Annotated in this window: 17 protein-coding genes; 6 read left to right on the top strand and 11 right to left on the bottom strand. The window is 69.8% G+C overall.

Annotated elements, in window-relative coordinates:
* The first annotated feature begins 122 nt into the window (after positions 1–122).
* Positions 123–2,366 carry a PQQ-binding-like beta-propeller repeat protein gene (locus ACFQ6X_RS04300; RefSeq protein ID WP_383175653.1) on the top strand — a complete coding sequence of 748 codons (2,244 nt, stop codon included), beginning with the start codon at positions 123–125 and terminating at the stop codon, positions 2,364–2,366.
* A 69-nt stretch (positions 2,367–2,435) separates the two neighbouring features.
* Here ACFQ6X_RS04300 and ACFQ6X_RS04295 read toward each other — a convergent pair whose 3' ends face one another.
* Positions 2,436–2,861, bottom strand: a complete 426-nt coding sequence (locus tag ACFQ6X_RS04295) for a VOC family protein (RefSeq protein WP_383175650.1) — start codon at positions 2,859–2,861, stop codon at positions 2,436–2,438.
* Positions 2,862–3,057: 196 nt separating this feature from the next.
* Between ACFQ6X_RS04295 and ACFQ6X_RS04290 the strand changes: the two genes are divergently transcribed.
* Positions 3,058–5,019 carry an acyl-CoA dehydrogenase gene (locus ACFQ6X_RS04290; RefSeq protein ID WP_383175647.1) on the top strand — a complete coding sequence of 654 codons (1,962 nt, stop codon included), beginning with the start codon at positions 3,058–3,060 and terminating at the stop codon, positions 5,017–5,019.
* Between the two features lie 126 nt (positions 5,020–5,145).
* On the opposite strand, the gene ACFQ6X_RS04285 is transcribed toward ACFQ6X_RS04290, so the two are convergent.
* The 4 genes from ACFQ6X_RS04285 to ACFQ6X_RS04270 all read right to left on the bottom strand — a co-directional run bounded on the left by ACFQ6X_RS04285 (position 5,146) and on the right by ACFQ6X_RS04270 (position 10,556).
* Positions 5,146–6,030: a geranyl diphosphate 2-C-methyltransferase gene (locus ACFQ6X_RS04285; protein WP_383175644.1), complete on the bottom strand. Its 885-nt coding sequence runs from the start codon at positions 6,028–6,030 to the stop codon at positions 5,146–5,148.
* A 16-nt stretch (positions 6,031–6,046) separates the two neighbouring features.
* The gene (locus tag ACFQ6X_RS04280) at positions 6,047–7,357 is read right to left on the bottom strand and encodes a family 2 encapsulin nanocompartment cargo protein terpene cyclase (protein ID WP_383175641.1); all 1,311 of its coding nucleotides are present in this window, start codon (positions 7,355–7,357) and stop codon (positions 6,047–6,049) included.
* A gap of 122 nt (positions 7,358–7,479) precedes the next feature.
* Entirely contained in the window at positions 7,480–8,892 is a 1,413-nt protein-coding gene (locus ACFQ6X_RS04275) for a family 2B encapsulin nanocompartment shell protein (protein ID WP_383175638.1), read from the bottom strand.
* Between the two features lie 806 nt (positions 8,893–9,698).
* The gene (locus tag ACFQ6X_RS04270) at positions 9,699–10,556 is read right to left on the bottom strand and encodes a SigB/SigF/SigG family RNA polymerase sigma factor (protein ID WP_383175635.1); all 858 of its coding nucleotides are present in this window, start codon (positions 10,554–10,556) and stop codon (positions 9,699–9,701) included.
* 290 nt (positions 10,557–10,846) lie between these two features.
* Here ACFQ6X_RS04270 and ACFQ6X_RS04265 point away from each other — a divergent pair, with 290 nt between their 5' ends.
* The gene (locus ACFQ6X_RS04265; protein WP_383175632.1) at positions 10,847–12,034 is read left to right on the top strand and encodes a PP2C family protein-serine/threonine phosphatase; all 1,188 of its coding nucleotides are present in this window, start codon (positions 10,847–10,849) and stop codon (positions 12,032–12,034) included.
* A gap of 43 nt (positions 12,035–12,077) precedes the next feature.
* Here ACFQ6X_RS04265 and ACFQ6X_RS04260 read toward each other — a convergent pair whose 3' ends face one another.
* Positions 12,078–12,575, bottom strand: a complete 498-nt coding sequence (locus ACFQ6X_RS04260) for a MarR family winged helix-turn-helix transcriptional regulator (protein WP_383176169.1) — start codon at positions 12,573–12,575, stop codon at positions 12,078–12,080.
* A gap of 313 nt (positions 12,576–12,888) precedes the next feature.
* Between ACFQ6X_RS04260 and ACFQ6X_RS04255 the strand changes: the two genes are divergently transcribed.
* A complete protein-coding gene (locus ACFQ6X_RS04255) occupies positions 12,889–13,281 on the top strand; it encodes an STAS domain-containing protein (protein ID WP_383175629.1) in 393 nt (130 codons plus the stop codon).
* Positions 13,282–13,700: 419 nt separating this feature from the next.
* Positions 13,701–14,183 carry a transglycosylase SLT domain-containing protein gene (locus tag ACFQ6X_RS04250; protein WP_383176166.1) on the top strand — a complete coding sequence of 161 codons (483 nt, stop codon included), beginning with the start codon at positions 13,701–13,703 and terminating at the stop codon, positions 14,181–14,183.
* Between the two features lie 64 nt (positions 14,184–14,247).
* On the opposite strand, the gene ACFQ6X_RS04245 is transcribed toward ACFQ6X_RS04250, so the two are convergent.
* Genes ACFQ6X_RS04245 through ACFQ6X_RS04225 form a run of 5 tightly spaced genes read right to left on the bottom strand, consistent with a single transcriptional unit; the run spans position 14,248 to position 19,023 of the window.
* Complete coding sequence (locus ACFQ6X_RS04245; protein WP_383175626.1) at positions 14,248–15,657, bottom strand: purine-cytosine permease family protein; 1,410 nt, start codon at positions 15,655–15,657, stop codon at positions 14,248–14,250.
* 55 nt (positions 15,658–15,712) lie between these two features.
* Positions 15,713–16,645, bottom strand: coding sequence for an ABC transporter substrate-binding protein (locus ACFQ6X_RS04240; RefSeq protein WP_383175623.1), 933 nt, complete (start codon positions 16,643–16,645; stop codon positions 15,713–15,715).
* An 11-nt stretch (positions 16,646–16,656) separates the two neighbouring features.
* A complete protein-coding gene (locus ACFQ6X_RS04235; protein ID WP_383175620.1) occupies positions 16,657–17,328 on the bottom strand; it encodes an ABC transporter permease in 672 nt (223 codons plus the stop codon).
* A gap of 4 nt (positions 17,329–17,332) precedes the next feature.
* The gene (locus ACFQ6X_RS04230) at positions 17,333–17,983 is read right to left on the bottom strand and encodes an ABC transporter permease (RefSeq protein WP_383175617.1); all 651 of its coding nucleotides are present in this window, start codon (positions 17,981–17,983) and stop codon (positions 17,333–17,335) included.
* Entirely contained in the window at positions 17,980–19,023 is a 1,044-nt protein-coding gene (locus ACFQ6X_RS04225) for an ABC transporter ATP-binding protein (RefSeq protein ID WP_383175614.1), read from the bottom strand. Before ACFQ6X_RS04225 ends, ACFQ6X_RS04230 begins: the two co-directional genes overlap by 4 nt.
* Before the next feature lie 151 nt (positions 19,024–19,174).
* Between ACFQ6X_RS04225 and ACFQ6X_RS04220 the strand changes: the two genes are divergently transcribed.
* On the top strand, positions 19,175–20,737 hold the full coding sequence (locus ACFQ6X_RS04220) for an aromatic amino acid ammonia-lyase (protein WP_383175611.1): 1,563 nt from the start codon (positions 19,175–19,177) through the stop codon (positions 20,735–20,737).
* Positions 20,738–20,916: the final 179 nt, after the last annotated feature.

The raw sequence follows: 20,916 nt of genomic DNA, 5'->3' as shown, positions 1-20,916 counted from the left end.
GCCCCGACTCCCTGTTCGTCACCCGCTTTGCTCGGCCGCACTGCCCTGCGGCTAGTTTGTGTGCAGGACAGGTACGCAGGCCCGTGGGGGCAGAGTGCACGGGGGACGGGAGGTCGGGAAGAGTGTCGCTGCGCGGAGGTGATCCAGCCGAGATCGGCGGTTATCCACTTGAGGCGCGACTCGGCTCGGGTGGCATGGGCACGGTCTTTCTGGCCCGTACGAGTTCGGGGCGACCTGTCGCGATCAAACTGATCCACCAGCAGTTCGCTGGGGACGACGAGTTCCGCACGCGTTTCCGGCAGGAGGTGGCGGCCGCGAGGCGGGTGAGCGGCGCGTTCACCGCCGCTGTGGTCGACGCTGCGCCCGAGGCCGAGCAGCCGTGGATGGCGACGACCTACATCGAGGGGCACACCCTTGCCCAGCGCATCGCCGCGGACGGCCCGCTGAACGGAGCCGAGCTCAGGAACCTCGCCATCGGGCTGGCGGAGGCACTGCGCGACATCCACCGGGTGGGGGTCGTCCACCGTGACCTGAAGCCCTCGAACGTCGTGCTCTCTCCCGAGGGCCCGCGCGTCATCGACTTCGGCATTTCGCGCGCCGTGGACCAGCAGACGCTGACGATGACAGGGCGTGTCATCGGTACGCCGCCCTTCATGTCGCCGGAGCAGTTGCAGGCGCCGCGTGGTGTGGGGCCGCGGTCCGATGTCTTCTCGCTGGGGACACTGCTGGTGTACGCGGCGACGGGCCACGGGCCCTTCGACGCGGACAGCCCGTACATGACGGCCTATCAGGTGGTGCACGAGGAGCCGTCCCTGGGTGCCGTGCCGGTGGCCTTGCGTGCGGTCGTCGAGTCGTGCCTGGGCAAGGAGCCCGAGGGGCGCCCCTCTGCGGACGAACTCCTCGTGCTGCTGCGGGATCTGCCGACCGACCTCGGCGGGACCGACGCGAAAGGGGCCGGCGCGGGCCGTACCCGCGACATGAACACCCAGCATCACTTCCCGACGCCGGCCACCCCCACGCGGACCGCCCCGGCCACCGACCCGGCCGGTCCCGATTCAGGGAGCACCGGCACCACCGTCGGCCGCCGTCTGCGTCGCCGGTGGCGTCCCGTGCTCGCGGCCGCGGTCGCCGTGGCAGCGATCGGCGGGGGAGTCGCCGCGCTGAAGTCGGGCGGCTCCGGGGGGAACAGCGGCGGCGACAAGGGCAACAGCGTGGCGGCGCCGGGTGCCGCACTTCCGGACGGCTTCGAACCGTGGCGCAGGACCGTGCAGGGCGGTAGCGAGGACATCCCCGACGAGCTGCGCTGCGTCGCGCGGGCCGACGCGCTGTTCTGCGGGGGCGGCGGTGTGGTCGCGACCCGTATCAAGGCCACGGACGGCTCACGGGTGTGGACGGCCAAGAGCCCGGGCGTCCCCGTCCAGGGCATGCACCTGGTGGGCGCCACCGACGACACGGTGCTCGGTTACCGCTTCGCCGCCCAGGACGCCCCGCAGGACCCTCCCAGCGAGGTGGTGGCCATCGACGCGAACAACGGCCGGGAGCTGTGGTCCGTGCCGTCCGGCGCCCAGTCGACGGCCGTCACCGGTCGCACCCGGGACGCCGTCGTGACCGGCTCGGCCGTCGTGACGGTCGACGCTTCCAACTCCCGCTTCGAGGCCCGGGACGCGCACAGCGGTGAGGTCACCTGGAAGACGCCGTTCCCCGCGGAGACGCAGTGCGCTGCCGTCCAGGGGGGCGCACAGCTCTTCGCGATGTGCGCGGCGGATACGGAGGTGGACGCATCGGAGGTGCGCCACCCGACCCTGTACACGGTCGACCGTGCCTCGGGGGCGCTGGGCAGGCCCATCGCGGTTGACGGCCCCGCCGTGCCGATGGGCGTCGCCGACGGCAGCCTCGTACTCCTCCAGGAGCACATGGAGGGAACGGCCATGACCGGCTACGACGGGGTGGCGCGTGTCGACCCGGCCTCGCGGAAGGTCACGTACTCCCGACTGGCCACGACGTACGGGGGGACGCCCGGCATGGTGGACGGCACCGTCTACGTGAGCGGGCAGACGGGTCTCATCACGGCGCTCGACCCCGCGACCGGCCGGAAGAAGTGGTCGCGGCAGACGGGCGTGGAGGGCGCGTCGGGTCCCGTGGCGGGGGCCGACGCACTGTATTTCAGTTCGGCCACCGGCCGGGTGGTCGCGCTGTCCCCGCACGACGGCACAGCGCTGTGGACAACAGATCCGCAGGCCGACGGCTTGACGGGCGAGCAGGGGGCAAGCCCGCGCGTGACCGTTGCGGGGGGTGCGGTGATCGTGGCCGCGGCCAAGAACACTCTCTTCGCTTTCGACGCGCAGAAGCCGCCGAAGCAGAGCTGACCCGGGCGGCGCACAAGGTGCACAGCCGGGGCGACCGGCCGCACGGGCGTCGGCCGACCACGGTGTGCTTCAGGCGACCGGTTCGCCGATGCCCAGCAGGTTTCCCTCGCTGTCGCGGAACCAGGCGGCGCGTTCTCCCCGTGCCCCCTTGCTCGGGTAGTTCCCGTCGATGTCGGCGATCCCGTCCCGTGTCCGGAGCCCGGGCAGGTCGACCTCTTCGAACCTCACGCCGCGTTGCTTGAGTTCCGCCACGATCGTCTCCACGTCGTCGACCTGCCAGCCCATCTGGGTGAAGGTGCCGGGCGCGGATCCCGCCGACTCGAACAGGGCGAACTCCGTTTCTCCGCACCGGTACAGCAGCCCACCGGGCCGTTCGTCGACGGGCTCCAGACCGAGCGTCTCGGAGTAGAAACGCCGTGCCCGGTCCAGGTCCTGGGCCGGCAGCCGGGTCGCCACGCTTCCCCGGGCCAGAATGTTCGTGTTGTCCGCGGTCATGCCACCACTGTGCCTCGCGCCGCAGTCAGCTGCCGGGCGTGAGCCCCAGCGTGTCGAGCAACCGCACCGGCCCACGGCGCCGAGCGGGGCCGGGACGTGGAATGCACCTGCTCGGTCACCTGCCGCGCCTCCCTCGTTCGGCCCTGAGAGCGCCGGTCGACCGCTTGATCGTCCCCGGGCGGGGTAGCGAGATGGCATGGCCACTGACAACACATCCACTGCTGCGAGCGGATACGTGCAGCCCGAGGTCGACGTCCGGGCCCTGACCGAGGTGCTCGACGGCGAGTACGCCGGGATCCGCGGCCTCGTCCGGACCAACCTGGTGACGTATGCCTCCGTTCTCGAGGAGGCCGACGAGCTCGGCATCGACGCGTTTCGCGAGCGGGTACGTGAGCTCGTGGTCGAGATGGCCGCGACGGGCCAGACGGGAATGGGTTTCCCGAGCAAGTACGGCGGGGGCGGCGACATCGGAGCCTCGATCGCCGCTTTCGAGACCCTTGCCTTCGGTGACCTGTCGGTGCTGGTGAAGGTCGGCGTGCAGTTCGGACTCTTCGGCGGCGCGATCCTGCACCTGGGGACCGAACGCCACCACGACGCCCACCTGCCGGACCTGATCACGGGGCGGCTGATGGGATGCTTCGCGATGACCGAGACCGGGCACGGCTCCAATGTCCAGGCGCTCGGCACCCTCGCGAAGTACGACGCCGCCCGCCAGGAGTTCGTCATCACCACACACGGCGACCAGGCGCGCAAGGACTACATCGGCAACGCGGCCCGCCACGCGGAGCTTGCGGTCGTCTTCGCCCAGCTGGAAGTGGGCGGTACGTCCGAGGGTGTGCACGCGTTCGTCGTGCCGATCCGGGTCGGCGGAGAGGTGGCGCCCGGCGTCCGGATCGAGGACGACGGCCGCAAGATGGGCCTCAACGGCGTGGACAACGGCCGCATCTGGTTCGACGGCGTGCGGGTGCCGCGCGAGGCGCTGCTCAACCGGTTCGCCGACGTCACCGCCGAAGGCGTCTACGAGAGCCCGATCGAGAACCCCGACCGACGCTTCTTCACCATGCTCGGCACGCTGGTGCAGGGCCGGGTCAGCGTCGGTGGCGCCGGGGTCAACGCGGCCAAGGTCGCTCTCGCGATCGCCACGAAGTACGCCGTGCGGCGCCGGCAGTTCGAAGCGACCCCCGACGCGGAGGAGCAACTGCTCCTGGACTACGGCCTGCACCAGCGTCGTCTGCTGCCGCTCATCGCGCGGACGTATGCGCTGCACTTCGCGCAGGACGTCGTGCGCACACAGCTGCACGACGTCTTCTCCGGCATCGAGGACGACGCGCAGGCGCGGCGCCGGCTGGAGTCACGGGCCGCAGGCACCAAGGCGCTCGGCACCTGGCACGCCACCCGGGTCATCCAGGAGTGCCGCGAGGCGTGCGGCGGCGCCGGCTACCTGGCCGTGAACCGGTTCGCCGCTCTCAAGAGCGACAGCGACATCTTCACCACCTTCGAGGGCGACAACCACGTCCTGCTCCAGCTCGTGGCCAAGGGTCTGCTCACCCATTACGCGAGCGAGTTCGAGGATCTGGACCAGCTCGGCATGGTCCGCTACGTCACCGGTCTCGCCGTCGAGACGGTCATCGAGAAGACTTCGGCCCACAAACTGCTCGAGCGGGTACGCGACCTGCTTCCCGGCGGCGACGAGTGGGACCGGGAAGCCGGCCTGCTCGACTCGGAGTACCAGCTCGCCATGCTCCGCTACCGCGAGGAGCACATGCTCGCCGGCGTGGCCCGCCGGCTCAAGCGCGGGATCGACCAGAAGCGCAACCCCGGAGCCGTCTTCTCGCAGGTTCAGGACCACGTCATCGCGGTCGCTCACGCACACGTCGAGCGGCTGGTGCTGGAGGCGTTCGTCGACAAGGTGCGTGCCCTGCCCGCGAGCGGGAACAAGGTCGCGCTGGGGTTGCTGTGCGACCTGTTCGCCCTGTCGACGATCGAGGCGGACCGGGCCTGGTTCATGGAGCACGGCCGGCTGACCGTACAGCGTTCCAAGGCGATCAGCCGTGAGGTGAACGACCTCTGCCGCAAGGTCCGGCCCCTCGCAGTCGACTTCGTCGACGCCTGGGGCATCCCGCCCGAGATGCTGCGCGCGCCGGATCTGGTGGGCTGATCCGGCTGATCCGGAGACAGCGCTCCCCTCAGCAACGACTGGGCCGGCTGCACGCCGAGCCGCATCGGGCCGGGGTCACGGAGAGGGCCCGTTCCACCGGGGCGGGCCCTTCCGGTCAGCAGGCGGTCAGATGCGGTCGGCTGCGATGAGGAGGTACTGGAAGGACCCGTCCCGGTAGGAGTTGATGAACGCGTCCTCGATTCCCGTGACCAGGGAAGACGTGGCCCGCAGCTCCCAGTAGGGCAGGGTGTCGGGAGTGAGGTCGATGACGGCCTGGGGCACGAGGCGATTGTCGGCCATGGCGCGCAGGTACTCCCGGCGCGAGTGGATGTTGCACTCGAAGTGCGCGTTGATCTGCGAGACCCACTTCGAGGGCTGACCGTACCGCGGGTTCCAGCAGCCGGTGATGGTCACATAGCGGCCGCCGACCTCGAGGATGCGGGAGTGTTCGGCGAAGAGGTCGTCGAGGTCGACGTACATGCTCGACTCGTTGTTCCATGAGGCCGCGGCCGACCCGGTCTCGAACGGCGTGGCGAGCATGTTGCAGACGCGGGCGCGGACGTGGTCCTGGACGCGCAGTTCGCGGGCCCGACGGTTGGCGAAGTCGGCCTGCTTGGCGGACAGCGTGACACCTTCGACCTTGCATCCGAAGCGCTGGTGCGCCATCACCATCGAGCCGCCGCGGCCACAGCCGGCGTCCACAAGGGTGTCGTCACTACCGATGTCACCGAGATGCCCGAGAAGGAACTCCGCCTGGGCCGACTCCAGCCGGTGGAGTTCGGCGATGAGTTTCTTCTCGCTCTCGCTGTCCGCGGAGTCACCGAGTGCGGCGTGGTCCACGTCACCGATGCCGTAGTGGTGGTGGTAGAGGCCGTCGACATCGCCGAGGCGCAGGTTCACGGGCCTGGCCTCCCCGTCCCAGTAGCGGGCGATGTCCCCCTGGTAGGGCGTCGACGGGCGGGGGATGTGGAGGGAGGTGGTGGCGGTGGCGGTGAGTTCGGTGTGGGTCACGGATGAGTCCATTCTCTTACCAGAAATCGGGCAGGCTGTAGCGGTACGTGTTGGTCCGGTGCCAGTAGTGGTTGCCGTCGACCCATGCGGCCACGCCCCGGAGGAAGCGCTGCACGTCGGGGGCGGGGCAGGCCTCGGCCAGGGCGGAGGCTTCTCGTTCGAAGTCGTGCATGAGGTCGTTGTGGACCTCCACCGACTTCAGATAGGCGTCCCGTTCGGAGAGGCCTTCACGTTCGGCGATCACGACGGGCAGGTTCAGGTGCTGGCCCGGAGTGTCGAGTTCCTTGGTGTACGAGTACAGGTCGTTCACGATGGTCGTCGCGTTCCCCGCGAGGGCGATGACCTTCTGCATGCCGGGCTGGGCGTGCAGGTCCGCCGGCAGTTCGTAGCCGCCGACGGTGTCGGTGATGGTCGGGCAGGGCCGGAAGTTGTTGAACTGGCGCATCGCCAGGTACTCCCACACCTCCGGTACGTGGTCCAGCTGCGCCCAGGCCGCTTCGGCGAGGTACCCCATGTGCAGCCGGGCCATGTCGTGCCGCAACCTGTCCGCCTGGGAGGGGCTCGCCGCTCGGACGAAGTACTCCATGGCGGAGCGGTAGGCGCGCCGGGGCGCGTCCGCGTGGAGCGACTTCGCCCACTGCGGCTGGTACTCCTGCGTCGTGTACAGCGGGTCGAGGGCGGTGTGCGCCAGCAGAAGACGTTCGCCCAGGCCGACGGGCGAACCCCCGTGGTCCTCGCAGTAGCAGTCGTCCACGGCGTTCTCGGCCACCATCAGGCGTGTGGCGATCATCAGATGGTCGACGGTGGGCGCGTCCGGATGGCAGGCGACCATGTAGCGGCCCACGGAGAAGCCGTCGAACTCCTCCTCCCAGTCATCGGGATACAGGCTGACCTCGTCCAACGCCCAGGACTTGATCCTTCGGCCGACTTCCTCCACCCGCACCGGGTCGGGCTCGGGCACCGGGTGGTAGTAGAGGCCCGGAACCGGCGTGCCTTCCGCTGTGTCCGCCGGCGGGTCCGACGGGGTCGGCGGCTGTTCCCGCAGGATCAGGCGCAGGCCGGCGGTGCCCAGACCGCTGGGACCACGCAGGATCCGTTCCAGTCCGGCGCCCGGTGCGGGCACCTGGGCCGCCGGGGTGAGGAGCGGAGTCGGGGCGGGCGCGGGAACCGCGGGCGGGGCGGGCGAGGAAGGCACGCGGGGTGGGCCGCCGGTGGCGGCGTCGATATCGCAGGCGCGGGCCGCGGCGGCAGCGAGGACGTGCGCCCCGAAGCGGGAAGCGGCCTCTTGCAGGTGGGACTGTGGCGGTGGCAGCTCAGGCTCGGACATCCATGGCTCCTTGGTGGGGTGGGCGACTGTCCCGAAGCCCTCTGGGGCATGCGCGACCGCCCCGAGAGGGGTTGGGGGTGTCGCACCAGGGGGTGTCGCACAGGCCTTTCGGGCCGGGCCCGCTACTTGGGCCAGCGGGCGATCTGCACGTTCTCCAGCACGCCGACCGCGTCCGGCACGAGGATGGCGGCGGAGTAGTAGGTACTGACGAGGTAGGACGTGATCGCCTTCTCGTCGAGGCCCATGAAGCGGACCGACAGACCCGGTTCGTACTCGTCCGGCAGCCCGGTCTGGTGCAGACCGATGACGCCCTGGTTCTCCTCGCCGGTACGCATGGCGAGGATCGAGCTGGTCTTCTCCTGGGTGACGGGGATCTTGTTGCAGGGGAGGATCGGGACCCCGCGCCAGGCCGGGACCTGCTGGCCGCCGAGGTCGACGTGGTCCGGATAGACCCCACGCGCGTTGAACCCGCGCCCGATCGCCGCGATCGTCCGGGGGTGCGCGAGGAAGAACTTGGTGCCCCGGCGCCGGCAGAGCAGTTCGTCCATGTCGTCCGGGGTCGGGGGGCCGGAGTGCGTCTGGATGCGCTGCTTGAAGTCGGCGTTGTGGAGCAGGCCGAACTCCCGGTTGTTGATCAGCTCGTGCTCCTGGCGCTCGCGCAACGCCTCGATGGTGAGCCTGAGTTGCTCCTTCGTCTGGTTCATCGGCCCGTTGTAGAGGTCGGCGACCCTCGTGTGGATCCGCAGAATGGTCTGGGCGACCGAGAGTTCGTACTCGCGCGGCTTCAGTTCGTAGTCGACGAACGCGCCGGGCAGCTCCGCCTCGCCGCTGTGGCCGGCCGACATCGCGATCTCCGCCTCGCCGCGATGGTTCTGCCGTTGGCGGGAGAGCGACGAGAACTCTTCGAGGTGGGCTCGGAGGCTCGGCGCTGTGGACAGCACGGCGGTGAAGTCGGCGCGTGACAGGGTGAGGAGCGTGCCCGAGGTCTCTGCGGTGGCGGTGTGCTCCCACCGGGCGTCCTCCTCCAGCAGGGCGTGCTCTCCGAACCGGTCGCCGTCGGCGAGTACGTCCAGAGCGGCCTCGTCGCCGTACTTGCCGAGGGAGGCCCGGCTGATGCGGCCGTGGGCGATCAGGTGGAGCTGGTCCGCGGGCGTCCCGCGCTCCACCAGTGTCTCGCCGGGGCGGAAGTCGCGTTGGACGCACTTGTCCGCGACGGCTGTGAGTACCTCCACGTCGTCGAAGCCGCGCAGCAGGGCCAGTTCACCGAGCTCACGGGGAATCACCCGGACGTCGGCGCCGTCCTGGATGAACTCCACGCTCCCGTCGCCGACGGTGTACGTCAGCCGGCGGTTCACTCGGTAGGCCCCGCCCTGGGTCTCCACCCAGGGGAGCATGCGCAGGAGCCAGCGAGAGGTGATCTCCTGCATCTGCGGGGCGGACTTGGTCGTGGTGGCGAGGTTGCGGGCAGCCGCCGTGCTCAGGCTGGACTGCCGGGGCAACTCCACTTGCGCTTCCGTGGTCGAGTCAGTGGTCATCGGGCAAGGTCTCCTTGGTCAGGGCGGTGGGGCGCGTTTGCGGACACCACCGGGCAACAGGAGGGAAAAGCGGTATTTGGACGGGAACCCGTCCAGACCAAGAGGAACCCTAACGGCCGCTTCGCCCCCTGAACCAAGGGAAGTTGCTGACATTCGCTCGATACGATGATCGCGTCCACACGATGTTTGTCCGGGTACCGGCTGTATTCAGCCGCGACTGACGGCTCGTTCCGGCGACCGGCCGGTGCGGCTTCAGCGGTGCGGGGCCGAAGCGTCGAGGGACGGCAGAAGTGCCGTACGCCAAGGGGGGCGCGGGCGGTCGGGGCGGACTGGGCCACAGCCCCGCCGACGGCCCCGTCCGCAGATGCCACGACCTGCCTCACGGCACGGGGGCAGAAACGCGACAGGGCCCTGTTTCGGCCCGGGAACGGCTGGGGACGCACCGACGAGGCGTCTTCGCGGACCTGAGAGTCAAGGGATCGCCGGCGTCGGTCATGCTCGCCGGGATGGCACGTGGCTCACGCGCGGCGCGAGCTGAGGCAGTGACGGTCGTCGGTTCCCCTGCGCAGCGAAGGGGCGGGCCGTGCGCCAGGCGCCGCGACGGACATCGCGCCGCGGCTCGGCCGGGCAGGTTCGACGTCAGCCGGAAACCAGCCGCATCCATCCGCCGTGCGGTTCATGCTCACCCGGGACTGCGGAACGGAACTGGCCGACCACAATCGGGTCGCGGCCGTAACCGGGTTCACCGTGCACTTCCGCAGCCGTCGCGACCTCCGGCAGAGGTGTCGGCGCCTGGCGCGGACGGCTCAGGCAAGCATGCCGGCGCGGAGCTTGTTGAGGGTGCGTGTGAGGAGGCGGGAGACGTGCATCTGGGAGACGTCGAGTTCGGCGCCTATCTGCGACTGCGTCATCTCCTGGCCGAAGCGCATCTCGATGATGCGGCGCTCGCGGTCGTCGAGCTCCTCCAGGAGCGGGGCCAGGGCATGCAGGTTCTCCACGGTCTCCATGGCGGAGTCCGGCTCGCCCAGGATGTCGGCGAACGTGCGGGACGCCGAGCCCGGCGTTTCCCCGGAGTCGGTCGGCAGGTCCAGGGAGCCCGCGGTGTAGCCGTTCGACGCGATGATGCCCTCGATGACCTCGTCCTCGGTGAGGTCCATGTGGGCGGCCAGTTCCTTCGCCGTCGGGTCACGGTCCAGGAGGGTGGCGAGTTCGTCCTTCGCCTTGGCCAGATCCACGCGGAGTTCCTGCAGCCGTCGCGGGACGTGGACGGCCCAGGTGGTGTCACGGAAGAAGCGCTTGATCTCGCCGACGATGTAGGGGACGGCGAAGGTGGTGAACTCGACCTCACGGGAGAGCTCGAACCGGTCGATGGCCTTGATGAGTCCGATGGTTCCGACCTGGGTGATGTCCTCCATCTCGCCGCTGCCCCGGTTGCGGAAGCGGCGCGCGGCGAACCTGACCAGGGAGATGTTCATCTCGATGAGGGTGTTGCGCGCGTACTGGTACTCACGCGTGCCCTCCTCCAGGACCTGCAGCTGCTCGAAGAACAGCGCCGACAGGGCGCGCGCGTCCTTCGGGGCCACCTTGCCCGCGTCCTCGATCCAGGGCAGCTCACCGACACGCTCCGGCGAAGCCTCCGAAGCCGACGTCACGTCAGTCGGCATGAGCCCGGCAGTCTGTTCACTCATCACTTCTTGTCACCCTCCCTGGAACGAGCTCGCTTCCTGACGAGCCCTTGCCCCGCCTCGGGAGGCCCATGCGCCATGACGCGAATTTTCTTGCTGTGCGGAAACAGTTGTCTCTGGGCATCGTAAGATGAGCAGCGCCGACCACCGGCGCGACCCCTTGGGCGCGCCGCGCTGGATCGGGTACAGGCCCCGTACGCTGGAGGCCGACGGCCGGGGCCCACGGACGGTCCGGGGTTTCGGCGCAGCACGACGAGAAACAGGATCACGTGGACAGATTCGCTGCCGTCGAGCGAGAGCTGCGCAAGGCCGCACCTCATCAGCTCCTCGACGTCGTCACGACGGCTCTGCGGGAGCAGTACGACGTACAGAGCGTGGAGTTGCGGCTCGCCGACTACGGCGTGACCACGCTCCAAGTGGTGTCCGAGACTCCCCTCGCGGAGCCGGTGCACATACATGACAGCCCGCAAGGGCGGGCCTTCGGCGCCCAGGAAGCCTTCGTGGAGCCCCGGACCACGCCCGGTCCGGCGACCGCGCACCTGCCGGTGACCGTCCGGGGCGACCGGCTCGGTGTCCTCAGCGTCACGGCGCGGGAGAGCGGCTGGTCCCGCGAGGGCCTCGCGGAGATGCAGCAGATCTGCGAAGCGCTCGGCCACGAGATCCTGGTCGCCGAACGGGACACCGACCTCTACCTCCTCGCCCGCCGCGCCACACGGCTGACCCTGGCGGCGGAGATGCAGTGGCAGTTGCTGCCCGGCCGCTCCGTGTCCCGCCCCGAATTCTCGCTGGGCGCCCACCTGGAGCCCGCGTACGCGATCTTCGGTGACAACTTCGACTGGTCGGTGTCGGCCCATCACCTCACGCTCACCGTCACCAACGGGATGGGCAAGGGGATGGAGGCGGCCCTGCTGACCAATCTCGTCGTGAACGCCCTGCGCAACGCCCGGCGCGCCGGCCTCGACCTTTCCGGCCAGGCCAGCCTTGCCGACCAGGCCGTCTACGCCCAGCACCGTGGAGCCCTGTACGCGTCGGTCCTGCTGCTTCGCTTCGATCTGGCCACGGGCGAGGTGGAGGCCGTGGACGCGGGCTCCCCCCGCATGTGGCGGCTGAGGGGTCGCGGCGTCGAAACCTTCGACTTCGACGCGCAGCTCCCGCTGGGCATGTTCGAAGAGACGGAGTACGTCGCGGAGCGCTTTCACGTGGAGCCGGGAGACCGGCTGCTGATCGGTAGTGACGGCGTCTACGACAGCGCGTCGGCGGCGGGGGAGCACTACGGGCAGCGTGCCCTCGCGCGGTCCCTGTCCGCGCACCGCTTCCTGCCTTCCGAGCAGGTGCCTCTCGCGGTCCTGCGCGACCTGCGGGACTACCGGGGCACCACACCGCTGGAGGACGACGCCCTGGTGGTCTGCCTGGACTGGTTCGGACGGCAGTCCTCCACCGTCGACACCCTCGTGTGACCGTGACCGTGGCCGATCAGGCGGCCTGGCGGTCGGCCGGCTTCTACCCGGTCGACCGCAAGGGTCTCGCCCCGTCGCTGTCCTGCCCCGAGGACGCAGCCGCGTTGCGGAAGGCCCTGAGTCCCTCGAGGAGCGAACGCCGCGTCTTGGCCGGCATGGCGTCGATCGTGGACATCAGCACCTCCTCCCTGCGCATGCGCAGGTCGACGAGGTATGCCTTGCCGAGGCTGGTCAGCCGGAGCTCCAGCTCCCGGCGGCTCACGGGGCTGGGAGCGCGCTCCACGAAACCCGTGGCCTGCAGCCGGTCGCACAACCTGCTGACCGAGGGGGAGGCCGATCCCAGGGCATCGGCGAGCATCCGCAGATTGATGCCCTCCTCCCGGTCCAGCGTGTACAGCACGCGGAGCTGGGAAGGGGAGACCGGGCCTGTCGGCACGGCGTCGCGTCCGTGCTCCCAGAGGACTTCGAGGAGTTCGACGAACTCGGAACCCTCACGGGCCACATCCCGCGACCGATGGTCGGGTTCGGGGCTCAGGCCCATATTGATGACACTCCGATCCGGCATCGCCTCACTCGTCCGTCTGGCCACCGGACCGAGCAATCGAGCCGGGCATCCGCTGCGCTCGTACGGAAAGCCAGGACTGAGGTTCCGGGACACACATGCACGGCCCCGAATATCCTACCCCCGTCCGCCACAGGTTCCCGGGGTCGCGACCGAGGCTCGATGAGTTTCCGTACGGCAATAGTTGTCATGAGGTACGGTTCGGCAGTCGACATCTGATGCGTGATCTTCCAGCGGGCCATGCCGCTCCCGCCGTGACGGCGCCCGCTCCCGGCCTGGAGTACTGACACCCATGACGCACAGCCAGACCCTCATCCTCACTGTCAGGTATCCGGCGGATTCGATCGCCGTCCTCACGGTCGCCGGAGAGATCGATGTGGACAGTGCGCCGGCCTTGCGGACCCGGGCCATGGAGCTGATCAGGCAGGGCAGGCCGCACCTGGTCCTGGACCTGGCGCCCGTGGAGTTCTGCGATTCCTCCGGCCTCAATACGATGATCGCCGTCCTGCGGTACGCGAAGGACCGTCACGGGTCCCTGTCGTTGGCCGCCGCACCACCACAGCTCACGAGGCTGCTCGACGTCACGGGCGTCGGCGACCTGATACCCGCACTTCCCACCACGGCCGAGGTCCTGACGCGCTTCACCATGCCCGGGGACACGCCGGAGCAGCAGGCACCCCTCTAGGAGGAGCCTGCTCAGCGGCCGGCCGCTCGGCACCGGTCCGTGGTTGTGAGTCAACCCATAGGGCCCGGATCACATATGAGGCGCGGTAGTACGGCCCGGCGCAGGGGTTCGCGGCGTCCGGGGGCGCCGGCCGGCCTCTGGGATCCGTTCTACGTAGGCACCTAGTAATAACGGGCATTGCCGTCACTCCGGCGTGCTGCTAACCATGGGTCGAGTCCCCGGGAGCTGATGTTGCGGACCGGGCAGGCGCCGCGTTCCGCAGGTACGGACCTCGCCGCGCAATTCCGCTCCGCAGCCACCGGCCCCGAGGCTTCCCTGGCATCAAGCAGCGCAAGGAGAGTGTTTACATCCGTACGTCCACCCAGTCCCTGGCCCCCGCCACCCGTGCCGCCCGGATCCGCAGGTTCTCGGTCTCCGGTCTGTGCGCCGCCGGAGCCGCAGCAGCGGCCCTGACCCTCGTACCGTCCCCCGCGCACGCCTCCGCGCCGGCCACGCACAGCGTGTCCGCGTCGGCCGCGGCCTCCGCAGCGGGAGTCTCCGCGCAGGCGGCCGCCGTCGCCGAGCAGGCCGGCAAGGCAGACCTGGACAACCTGGACGGCTGGATCCGGGAGTCCCTCGAGATCATGGAGGCCGAGGGAATCCCCGGCAGCTACGAGGGCCTGCACCGCAACATCATGCGCGAGTCCGGCGGTGACCCCGACGCCTCCAACGGCTGGGACGTCAACGCGCAGAACGGCACGCCCTCCAAGGGCCTCCTGCAGGTGATCCAGCCGACCTTCGACGCGTACCACGTCGACGGCACCCCGCAGGACCTGACCGACCCGGTCGCCAACATCACCGCGGCCGCCAACTACGCCGCGGACAAGTACGGCTCCATCGACAACGTCGACTCCGCCTACTGACATCCGGCGACACCGGCACGGCTACGCCCCCGCGAGGGCGTAGCCGTGCCGAGCTTGCGCACGGTCAGGCCTTCCGCGCGGAAGCCGGGGCGTACCGGGTGTCGTCCGGGGCGTGCGGCGTCTCGCGGCGGGCCAGCAGCCAGTACAGGGCCGCAGGGACCACCAGGCCCACGATCCAGGAGATGTCCGCGCCGCCCAGCGGTTCCACCAGCGGGCCCGTGTAGAAGTGCGTCACGAGGAACGGGAGCTGGGCGAGGATGCCCACCCCGTAGACCGTGAGGGCGTCCCAGCGCCAGGCGCCGTAGCGGCCCTCCGGGTCGAAGAGCGCCGGGATGTCGTACCGCTCCCGTGAGATCAGGTAGTAGTCGACCAGGTTGATCGCCGACCACGGAGTGAAGAACGTCAGCAGGAACAGCAGGAAGTCCTTGAAGGACGTCAGGAAGGTGTCCTTGCCCAGGAGTGCCACCGCCGTCCCCGCGACCATGATCAGCGCGATGTACGCGGTCCTGCCGCGTGGCGACAGCGTCCTGTCGCCGCGGAACCCGCTGATGCTGGTCACCATCGACATGAAGCCGCCGTAGGTGTTGAGCACGTTGACGGTCAGCTTGCCGAGCGCGATCACGAAGTACAGGAACGACGCGATCAGGCCCGTGCCGCCCAGGCCGACCACGTATCCGACCTGGTCGGCGAGGAACGCGTCCCCCGCGCTCGCCGCCACGAGCACCCCGAACGTCATCGACCACTGTGAGCCGACGGCCGATCCCGAAAGGGTCCACCAGAACGTCGCCCGCCCCGACGTCGTACGCGGCAGATAGCGCGAGTAGTCCGCGACGTACGGCCCGAAGGCGAGTTGCCAGGATGCCGAGAGCGACACCGCGAGCAGGAACATCGGCAGGTCGAAGTGTGCGTCACCGAGCAACGCCGACAGGTCCACGCGGTCCAGGAGGCGGATGCCCAGGTAGACGAAGGCGAGCGCGCAGACCACGCCGGCCACCCGCCCCAGGGCGTGGATCACGCGGTAGCCGACCGCTGCCGTCACGGCGGTGACGACCGCGAAGACGATGATGCCGGTGGTGTCGTTCGTGTGAGTGAGCTGTGCCGTCGCCTGTCCGGCGAGGACACTGCCGCTCGCGAAGAAGCCCACGTACATGAGGATGACCAGGACGAGGGGTACGACCGCACCGCGCACCCCGAACTGGGCGCGGGACTGGATCATCTGGGGCAGGCCGAGCTTCGGGCCCTGCGCGGAGTGCAGGGCCATGACGGCACCGCCGAGGAGGTTGCCCAGCAGGAGGCCGGCTGCCGACCAGACCACGTCACCGCCCAGGACGACAGCGAGCGCGCCCGTGACGACCGCGGTGATCTGGAGGTTGGCGCCGAGCCAGAGGGTGAACTGACTGAACGCGGTCCCGTGCCGCTCGTCGTCCGGTACGACGTCGATGGAGCGCCGCTCCACCAGGTCCTCAACTGCCATGACTCGGTCACCTGGCCTCTCGATGGTGTGCTTCCGCCGCCCGTTCCGGCGGTGGCTACTTCTTGATCCCGTGCTGCGCCGCCCAGTCGTTGGCGACGTCCTCGGGGTCCTTCTTGTCCTTGTCCACCAGGCGGTTGAGCTCGGTGAGGTCCTTGGTGGTCAGCGCGTTCCCGAGGCGGGCGAGTGCCTTGCGGACCGTCGAGTCGGCCTTGCGGTCGGCGATGAGGGGGACGACGTGCTGGCCGGGGATCAGATTCTTGGGATCGGTGAGGACGACCCAGTTCTCGGCGACGATGTCGGTGTCGGTGGTGAACAGGTTCGCGACGTCGACGTCGCCCTTCTTCAGGGCGCCCTTGACGAGCGGCCCCGAGGAGTCGAGGGACTTGAACTCCTTGAACTCCACGCCGTACACGTCCTTGAGGCCCACCGAGCCCACCGTGCGCTTCTTGACCTCGGGCGCCGCGCCGATGACGAGCTTGCCGTTGTACCGGGCGAGGTCGGCGAGGGACGTGAGGGCGTACCTGTCGGCGGTCTCCCGGGTGACGACGAAGGCGTCGGAGTCCTCGGCCTCGCCGTAGGGAAGGATCTGGAGGCCGGCCGGCAGCACCATGGCGAGGGCGTTCTGCATCTCGCCCTCCTCCGTGGCCGCGGCCTCGGCGTCGAGGTAGTGCAGCAGGGCGCCCTGGTACTCGGGCAGGAGGTCGATGTCGCCGCCCTTGAGAGCGGGGATGAGAATCTCGCGGGTGCCGAGGTTGGGGCGGACGGTGGTCTTCACGCCGGCCGCGCCGAGGGCGGCGGCGTAGAGATGTCCCAGCACCTGGTTCTCGGTGAAGTTGGCGGTGCCGATGGTGACGCCGCCCTTGCTGGAGCCTCCGCCACCGCCGCCGGATCCCTGACCGTCGAGGGAGGTGATGCCACTGCTGCAGGAGGCGAGGGCGGGGACGGAAGCGGCGGCGAAGAGCCCGCCGAGGAGAGTCCTGCGGTTCATTGTGCTTGCTCCTAGGCCGACTTGGCGGGGCGGTGGCGGAAAAGGGCGCGCTGGAGTGCGGAGAGCGCGAGATCGAGTACGACGGCGACGACCGCCACGAGCACGGCGCCGCCGAGCACCTGAACGAGGTCGCGCTGGGCGAGCCCGTCGAAGACGTACCGGCCGAGCCCGCCGAAGGACACGTACGCGGCGATGGTGGCCGTCGCGACGACCTGGATGAGCGCGAGCCTGAGCCCGGTCGTGATCAGGGGCAGCGCGAGCGGCAGTTCGACCTGGAAGAGGACCTGGTACCAGCGCATCCCCTGGCCGCGCGCCGCGTCCCGCACATCGGGGTCGACGGCGGTCATCCCCGCGTACGTGTTGGTGACGATGGAGGGAACGGCGAGCGCCACGAGGGCGATGTAGACCGGCCACATCGACAGGCCGCTGACGAGGAAGACCAGCACGACGAGCCCGACCGTGGGCAGCGCGCGCCCGAAACTGGAGAGGTTGATGGCGAGGAAGGCGCCGCGCCCGGTGTGCCCGATGAGCAGGCCGATCGGGAGCGCGATGGCGGCGGCGACGAGAGTGGCGAGCAGCGAGTACTGGAGATGCTCGGCGAGACGGTGCCCGATGCCGTCGGGGCCGGCCCACTGTTCGCCGCTGACCAGCCAGGCGCCGAGGCCCTTGAAGAGTTCGTACATGAGGTCAGGCCCTCTGCTTCTGCCGGCGGGTCCAGGGAGTCAGGACGTACTGGAGGGTGACGAGCAGCGCGTCCGCGACGAGCGCGAGGAGCAGCGTCAGGACGACGCCGACGATGACGGGGGTGGGGAAGTTGCGCTGGAACCCGTCCGTGAACAGCTGTCCGAGTCCGCCGTCGCCGATGTACGTGGCCACGGAGACGAGGGAGATGGACATCACCGTCGCGATCCGCACGCCCGCCATGATCACGGGGAGGGCGAGGGGCAGTTCGACGGTGAGCAGGGTGCGCATCGGCCGGGTGCCCATGGCCTTCGCGGCCTCCTTGGTCCTGGCGGGGACGGAGTCCAGTCCCTCGACGGTGTTCCGCAGGAGTACGACGAGCGTGTAGATCGTCAGGCCGATGACGGTGGTGGTGCGGGTGAGCCCGCTGACCGGCAGGAGGAGCACGAAGACCGCGATGGACGGGATGGTGAACAGGACGTTCGACAGGCCGAGGAGGAGCCCGCGCAGTTGGCGTACGCGGTGGGCGACGACGGCCAGGGGGAGCGAGACGACCAGGCCGAGGAGTACGGCGGTGAGGGCGGCCTGCAGGTGGGAGAGCGTCAGGGTGGTGAGATCGCCGGTGTGGTCGGATATCCACGACCAGTCGACGGTCATGCGGCCACCGTGCTTGCCTCGCTGTGCACATGCCCCGCGTGTTCGTGGATGTCCTCGCGGGACGTGACGCCCGTGAGCACGCCGTCCGCGTCGACCCGTGCGACCAGGCCGCTCGGCGCGGCGATCGACTCGTTGAGCGCCGAGAGGAGCGAGTCCGAGTCCCGCAGCGGCCGGACCGGCGTCTCCGCGTCCGTCTCGGTGTCGCGCCATGCCAGCGGCTTGCGGGCCGCGTCGAGGGCCAGCTGCCAGCGGGTGCCTTCGGGGGCGGGCCCCTGCGGGACCGCGGCGAGCGTCGTGAGGGACAGCAGCTTCAGGCCGCGCTCGGCGCCCAGGAAGTCCGCGACGAACGCGTCCGAGGGGCGGGCCAGGAGTTCGGCGGGGGCGGCACACTGGACGAGGTGGCCGCCGGTGCGGAAGACGGCTATGCGGTCGCCGAGCCGTACGGCCTCGTCGATGTCGTGCGTGACGAAGACGATGGTCTTGTTCAACTCCTTCTGAAGACGGAGGAGTTCGTCCTGGAGCTGGGTGCGGACCACGGGGTCGACGGCGCCGAACGGCTCGTCCATGAGGAGCACCGGCGGGTCCGCGGCGAGCGCGCGGGCCACGCCGACGCGCTGCTGCTGGCCGCCGGAGAGCTGGTGCGGGTAGCGCTTCCCGGCGTCGGCGGAGAGACCCACCGTCTCCAGGAGCTCCGCCGCCCGCGCCCGCGCCTTCCTGCGGCCCCAGCCGAGCAGGAGCGGCACGGTCGCGATGTTGTCCAGGACCGTGCGGTGCGGGAAGAGCCCGGACTGCTGGATGACGTATCCGATGGAGCGGCGCAGCTCGGCGGCGTCCTGCTCCAGGACGTCCTTGCCGTTGACCCGGATCGTCCCGGAGGTCGGATCGACCATCCGGTTGATCATGCGGAGCGTCGTCGTCTTGCCGCAACCGGAAGATCCGACGAGGACGGTCACGCCCCCCTCCGGCATCTCAAGGGTGAGGTCGTGCACTGCGGTTGTGCCGTTCGGGAAGTGCTTGTGGACCTTGTCGAATTGGATCATGAGGAGTCCCTTGCCCGGCTGCATATCATCATGCAGAGTTCTCGGTGACTGAATAGATTGTCAATAGGTCGTCGCTGCTCAGGCGTAAATCCCTGGTTACAAGTGGCCGCAGGGCAAGACGGAGCGCCTGATTGAGGAGGAATCACCACTGATGTCGTCTCAAATCGTGGACGGGGTCGCCGGCGACAGCGGCGCGATCGTCGTCCTGGACGGCCGCCGACTGATGGTCGCAGATGTCGTACGCCTGGCCGAATCCGCCGCAAAACCCGTTCCCGCAACCGACGGGATGAAGCGCGTGGAGACCTCGTGGAACGCCGCGCGGGAGATCGCCTCGTGGGGTCGCGTCTACGGTCGCTCCACCGGCGTGGGTGCTAACCGGAATGAGTCCGTGCCCACGGAGGCGGCCGCCGACCACGGCTTGCGGCTCCTGCGCAGCCACGCCGGAGCGATCGGTGAGGAGCTGCCCGCACGGCAGGTCCGCGCCATGCTCGCGGTCCGCGCCAACCAGTTGCTCGCGGGTGGCGCCGGCCTGCGCCCGACCGTCGTCACGGCGCTCTGCGAAGCCCTGGAGACGGGCGCCTACCCGAGGGTCAACGAATTCGGCTCGGTCGGCACCGGCGACATCGCCGCGCTCGCACAGATGGGCCTCGCGCTGGCGGGCGAGCACCCCTGGCAGGGAGCGGGGGCGGCACCCGACCCGCAGCCCCTCGACAACAACGACGCCCTCGCCCTGATCAGCAGCAACGCCCTCACCCTCGGCCAGTCCGCGCTCGCCGTGCACGAGCTGCGTGGCCTGATCGCGGCCACGCAGGTGGTGGCGGCGCTGTCCCTGATGGCGATCGACGGCTCGTACGAGGCGTATGCACTGCCCGTGCACGAGGCGCGGCGCCACGCCGGTTCGTTCGCCGTCGCGGAACGGATGCGGCAGCTGCTCGGCGCGCCCGACCGCCCCACGCCGCCGCTCGGCCGGATCCAGGACCCGTACGGCCTCCGCTGCGTGCCGCAGATCCACGGTCCCGCGCACGACGCGGCGGACGCGCTCGAAGACGTCCTCGCGGTCGAGATCAACGCGGCGGCCGAGAACCCGCTGATCTCGGCCGCCGACATGGCGGCCTACCACCACGGCGGCTTCTACCTTGCTCAACTCGCCCTGTCGCTGGACCACTTCAGGCTGGCGGTGACGCAGGTGGCACGCCTGTCGACATCGCGCCTCTCGACACTGAACGAACCGGGCTTCACGCGCCTGCGGCCGTTCCTCGCGGACGGCGAACCGGCGTCGTCGGGCGTGATGATCCTCGAATACGCGGCCGGGGCGGCGCTCGGCGACCTGCGGGCCTTCTCCGCGCCCGCCTCACTCGGCCACGCGGTCCTCTCGCGGGGCGTCGAGGAGCAGGCCAGCTTCGCCTCGCTGGCCGCGCGCCAGACGCTGCGGGCGTGCGAGGCGTACCGGCTCGTCGTGGGCTGCGAACTCGTCGCGGCGATCAGGGCCTTGCGGCAGCGCGACATGCGTCTCGACCCGGAACTGCCGGTGGGCCGTGCCTTCGAGCTGGCGGACTCGGTGCTCGACGCCGAGCTGGCCGACCGGCCGTTGACGGACGATGTGACGAAGGCGGCCGGGCTGCTCGACCGGTTCACGGAGCTGTGGCTGGACCTCGGGTCCGGGAGTGCAACGGCGTTCGACGGCAGGGGTGTTGTGGGAGGGCGCTCCGGCTGAAAGCCCTGCGGCGCGACTGCACGTGCTCTTCGGGAACCACCTGCTCGCGCCCGCACGGCGGAGGTCCTCCTCCGCCCTTTCGGCGGCACCGGAAATCGCTGTCCGGCGTCTCCGTCCGCGGCACGGCCAGTGAGCTGGTCCTCTTCGTGTACGACTGCATCCGGCGTGTGCCCGGCCTC

This window comes from Streptomyces sp. NPDC056452 (assembly GCF_042796085.1).
Taxonomy (GTDB): domain Bacteria; phylum Actinomycetota; class Actinomycetes; order Streptomycetales; family Streptomycetaceae; genus Streptomyces.
The sequence above is the reverse complement of the archived record's forward strand: the minus strand, read 5'-3'. Positions and strand labels throughout refer to the sequence as shown.

Coding starts and splice junctions, on each gene's coding strand:
- ACFQ6X_RS04260 (WP_383176169.1), bottom strand. CDS start 12,575: ATGGGCCTGAGCCCCGAACCCGACCATCGGTCGCGGGATGTGGCCCGT.
- ACFQ6X_RS04235 (WP_383175620.1), bottom strand. CDS start 17,328: ATGTACGAACTCTTCAAGGGCCTCGGCGCCTGGCTGGTCAGCGGCGAA.
- ACFQ6X_RS04225 (WP_383175614.1), bottom strand. CDS start 19,023: ATGATCCAATTCGACAAGGTCCACAAGCACTTCCCGAACGGCACAACC.
- ACFQ6X_RS04275 (WP_383175638.1), bottom strand. CDS start 8,892: ATGACCACTGACTCGACCACGGAAGCGCAAGTGGAGTTGCCCCGGCAG.
- ACFQ6X_RS04245 (WP_383175626.1), bottom strand. CDS start 15,657: ATGGCAGTTGAGGACCTGGTGGAGCGGCGCTCCATCGACGTCGTACCG.
- ACFQ6X_RS04290 (WP_383175647.1), top strand. CDS start 3,058: ATGGCCACTGACAACACATCCACTGCTGCGAGCGGATACGTGCAGCCC.
- ACFQ6X_RS04230 (WP_383175617.1), bottom strand. CDS start 17,983: ATGACCGTCGACTGGTCGTGGATATCCGACCACACCGGCGATCTCACC.
- ACFQ6X_RS04255 (WP_383175629.1), top strand. CDS start 12,889: ATGACGCACAGCCAGACCCTCATCCTCACTGTCAGGTATCCGGCGGAT.
- ACFQ6X_RS04295 (WP_383175650.1), bottom strand. CDS start 2,861: ATGACCGCGGACAACACGAACATTCTGGCCCGGGGAAGCGTGGCGACC.
- ACFQ6X_RS04270 (WP_383175635.1), bottom strand. CDS start 10,556: ATGCCGACTGACGTGACGTCGGCTTCGGAGGCTTCGCCGGAGCGTGTC.
- ACFQ6X_RS04280 (WP_383175641.1), bottom strand. CDS start 7,357: ATGTCCGAGCCTGAGCTGCCACCGCCACAGTCCCACCTGCAAGAGGCC.
- ACFQ6X_RS04220 (WP_383175611.1), top strand. CDS start 19,175: ATGTCGTCTCAAATCGTGGACGGGGTCGCCGGCGACAGCGGCGCGATC.
- ACFQ6X_RS04240 (WP_383175623.1), bottom strand. CDS start 16,645: ATGAACCGCAGGACTCTCCTCGGCGGGCTCTTCGCCGCCGCTTCCGTC.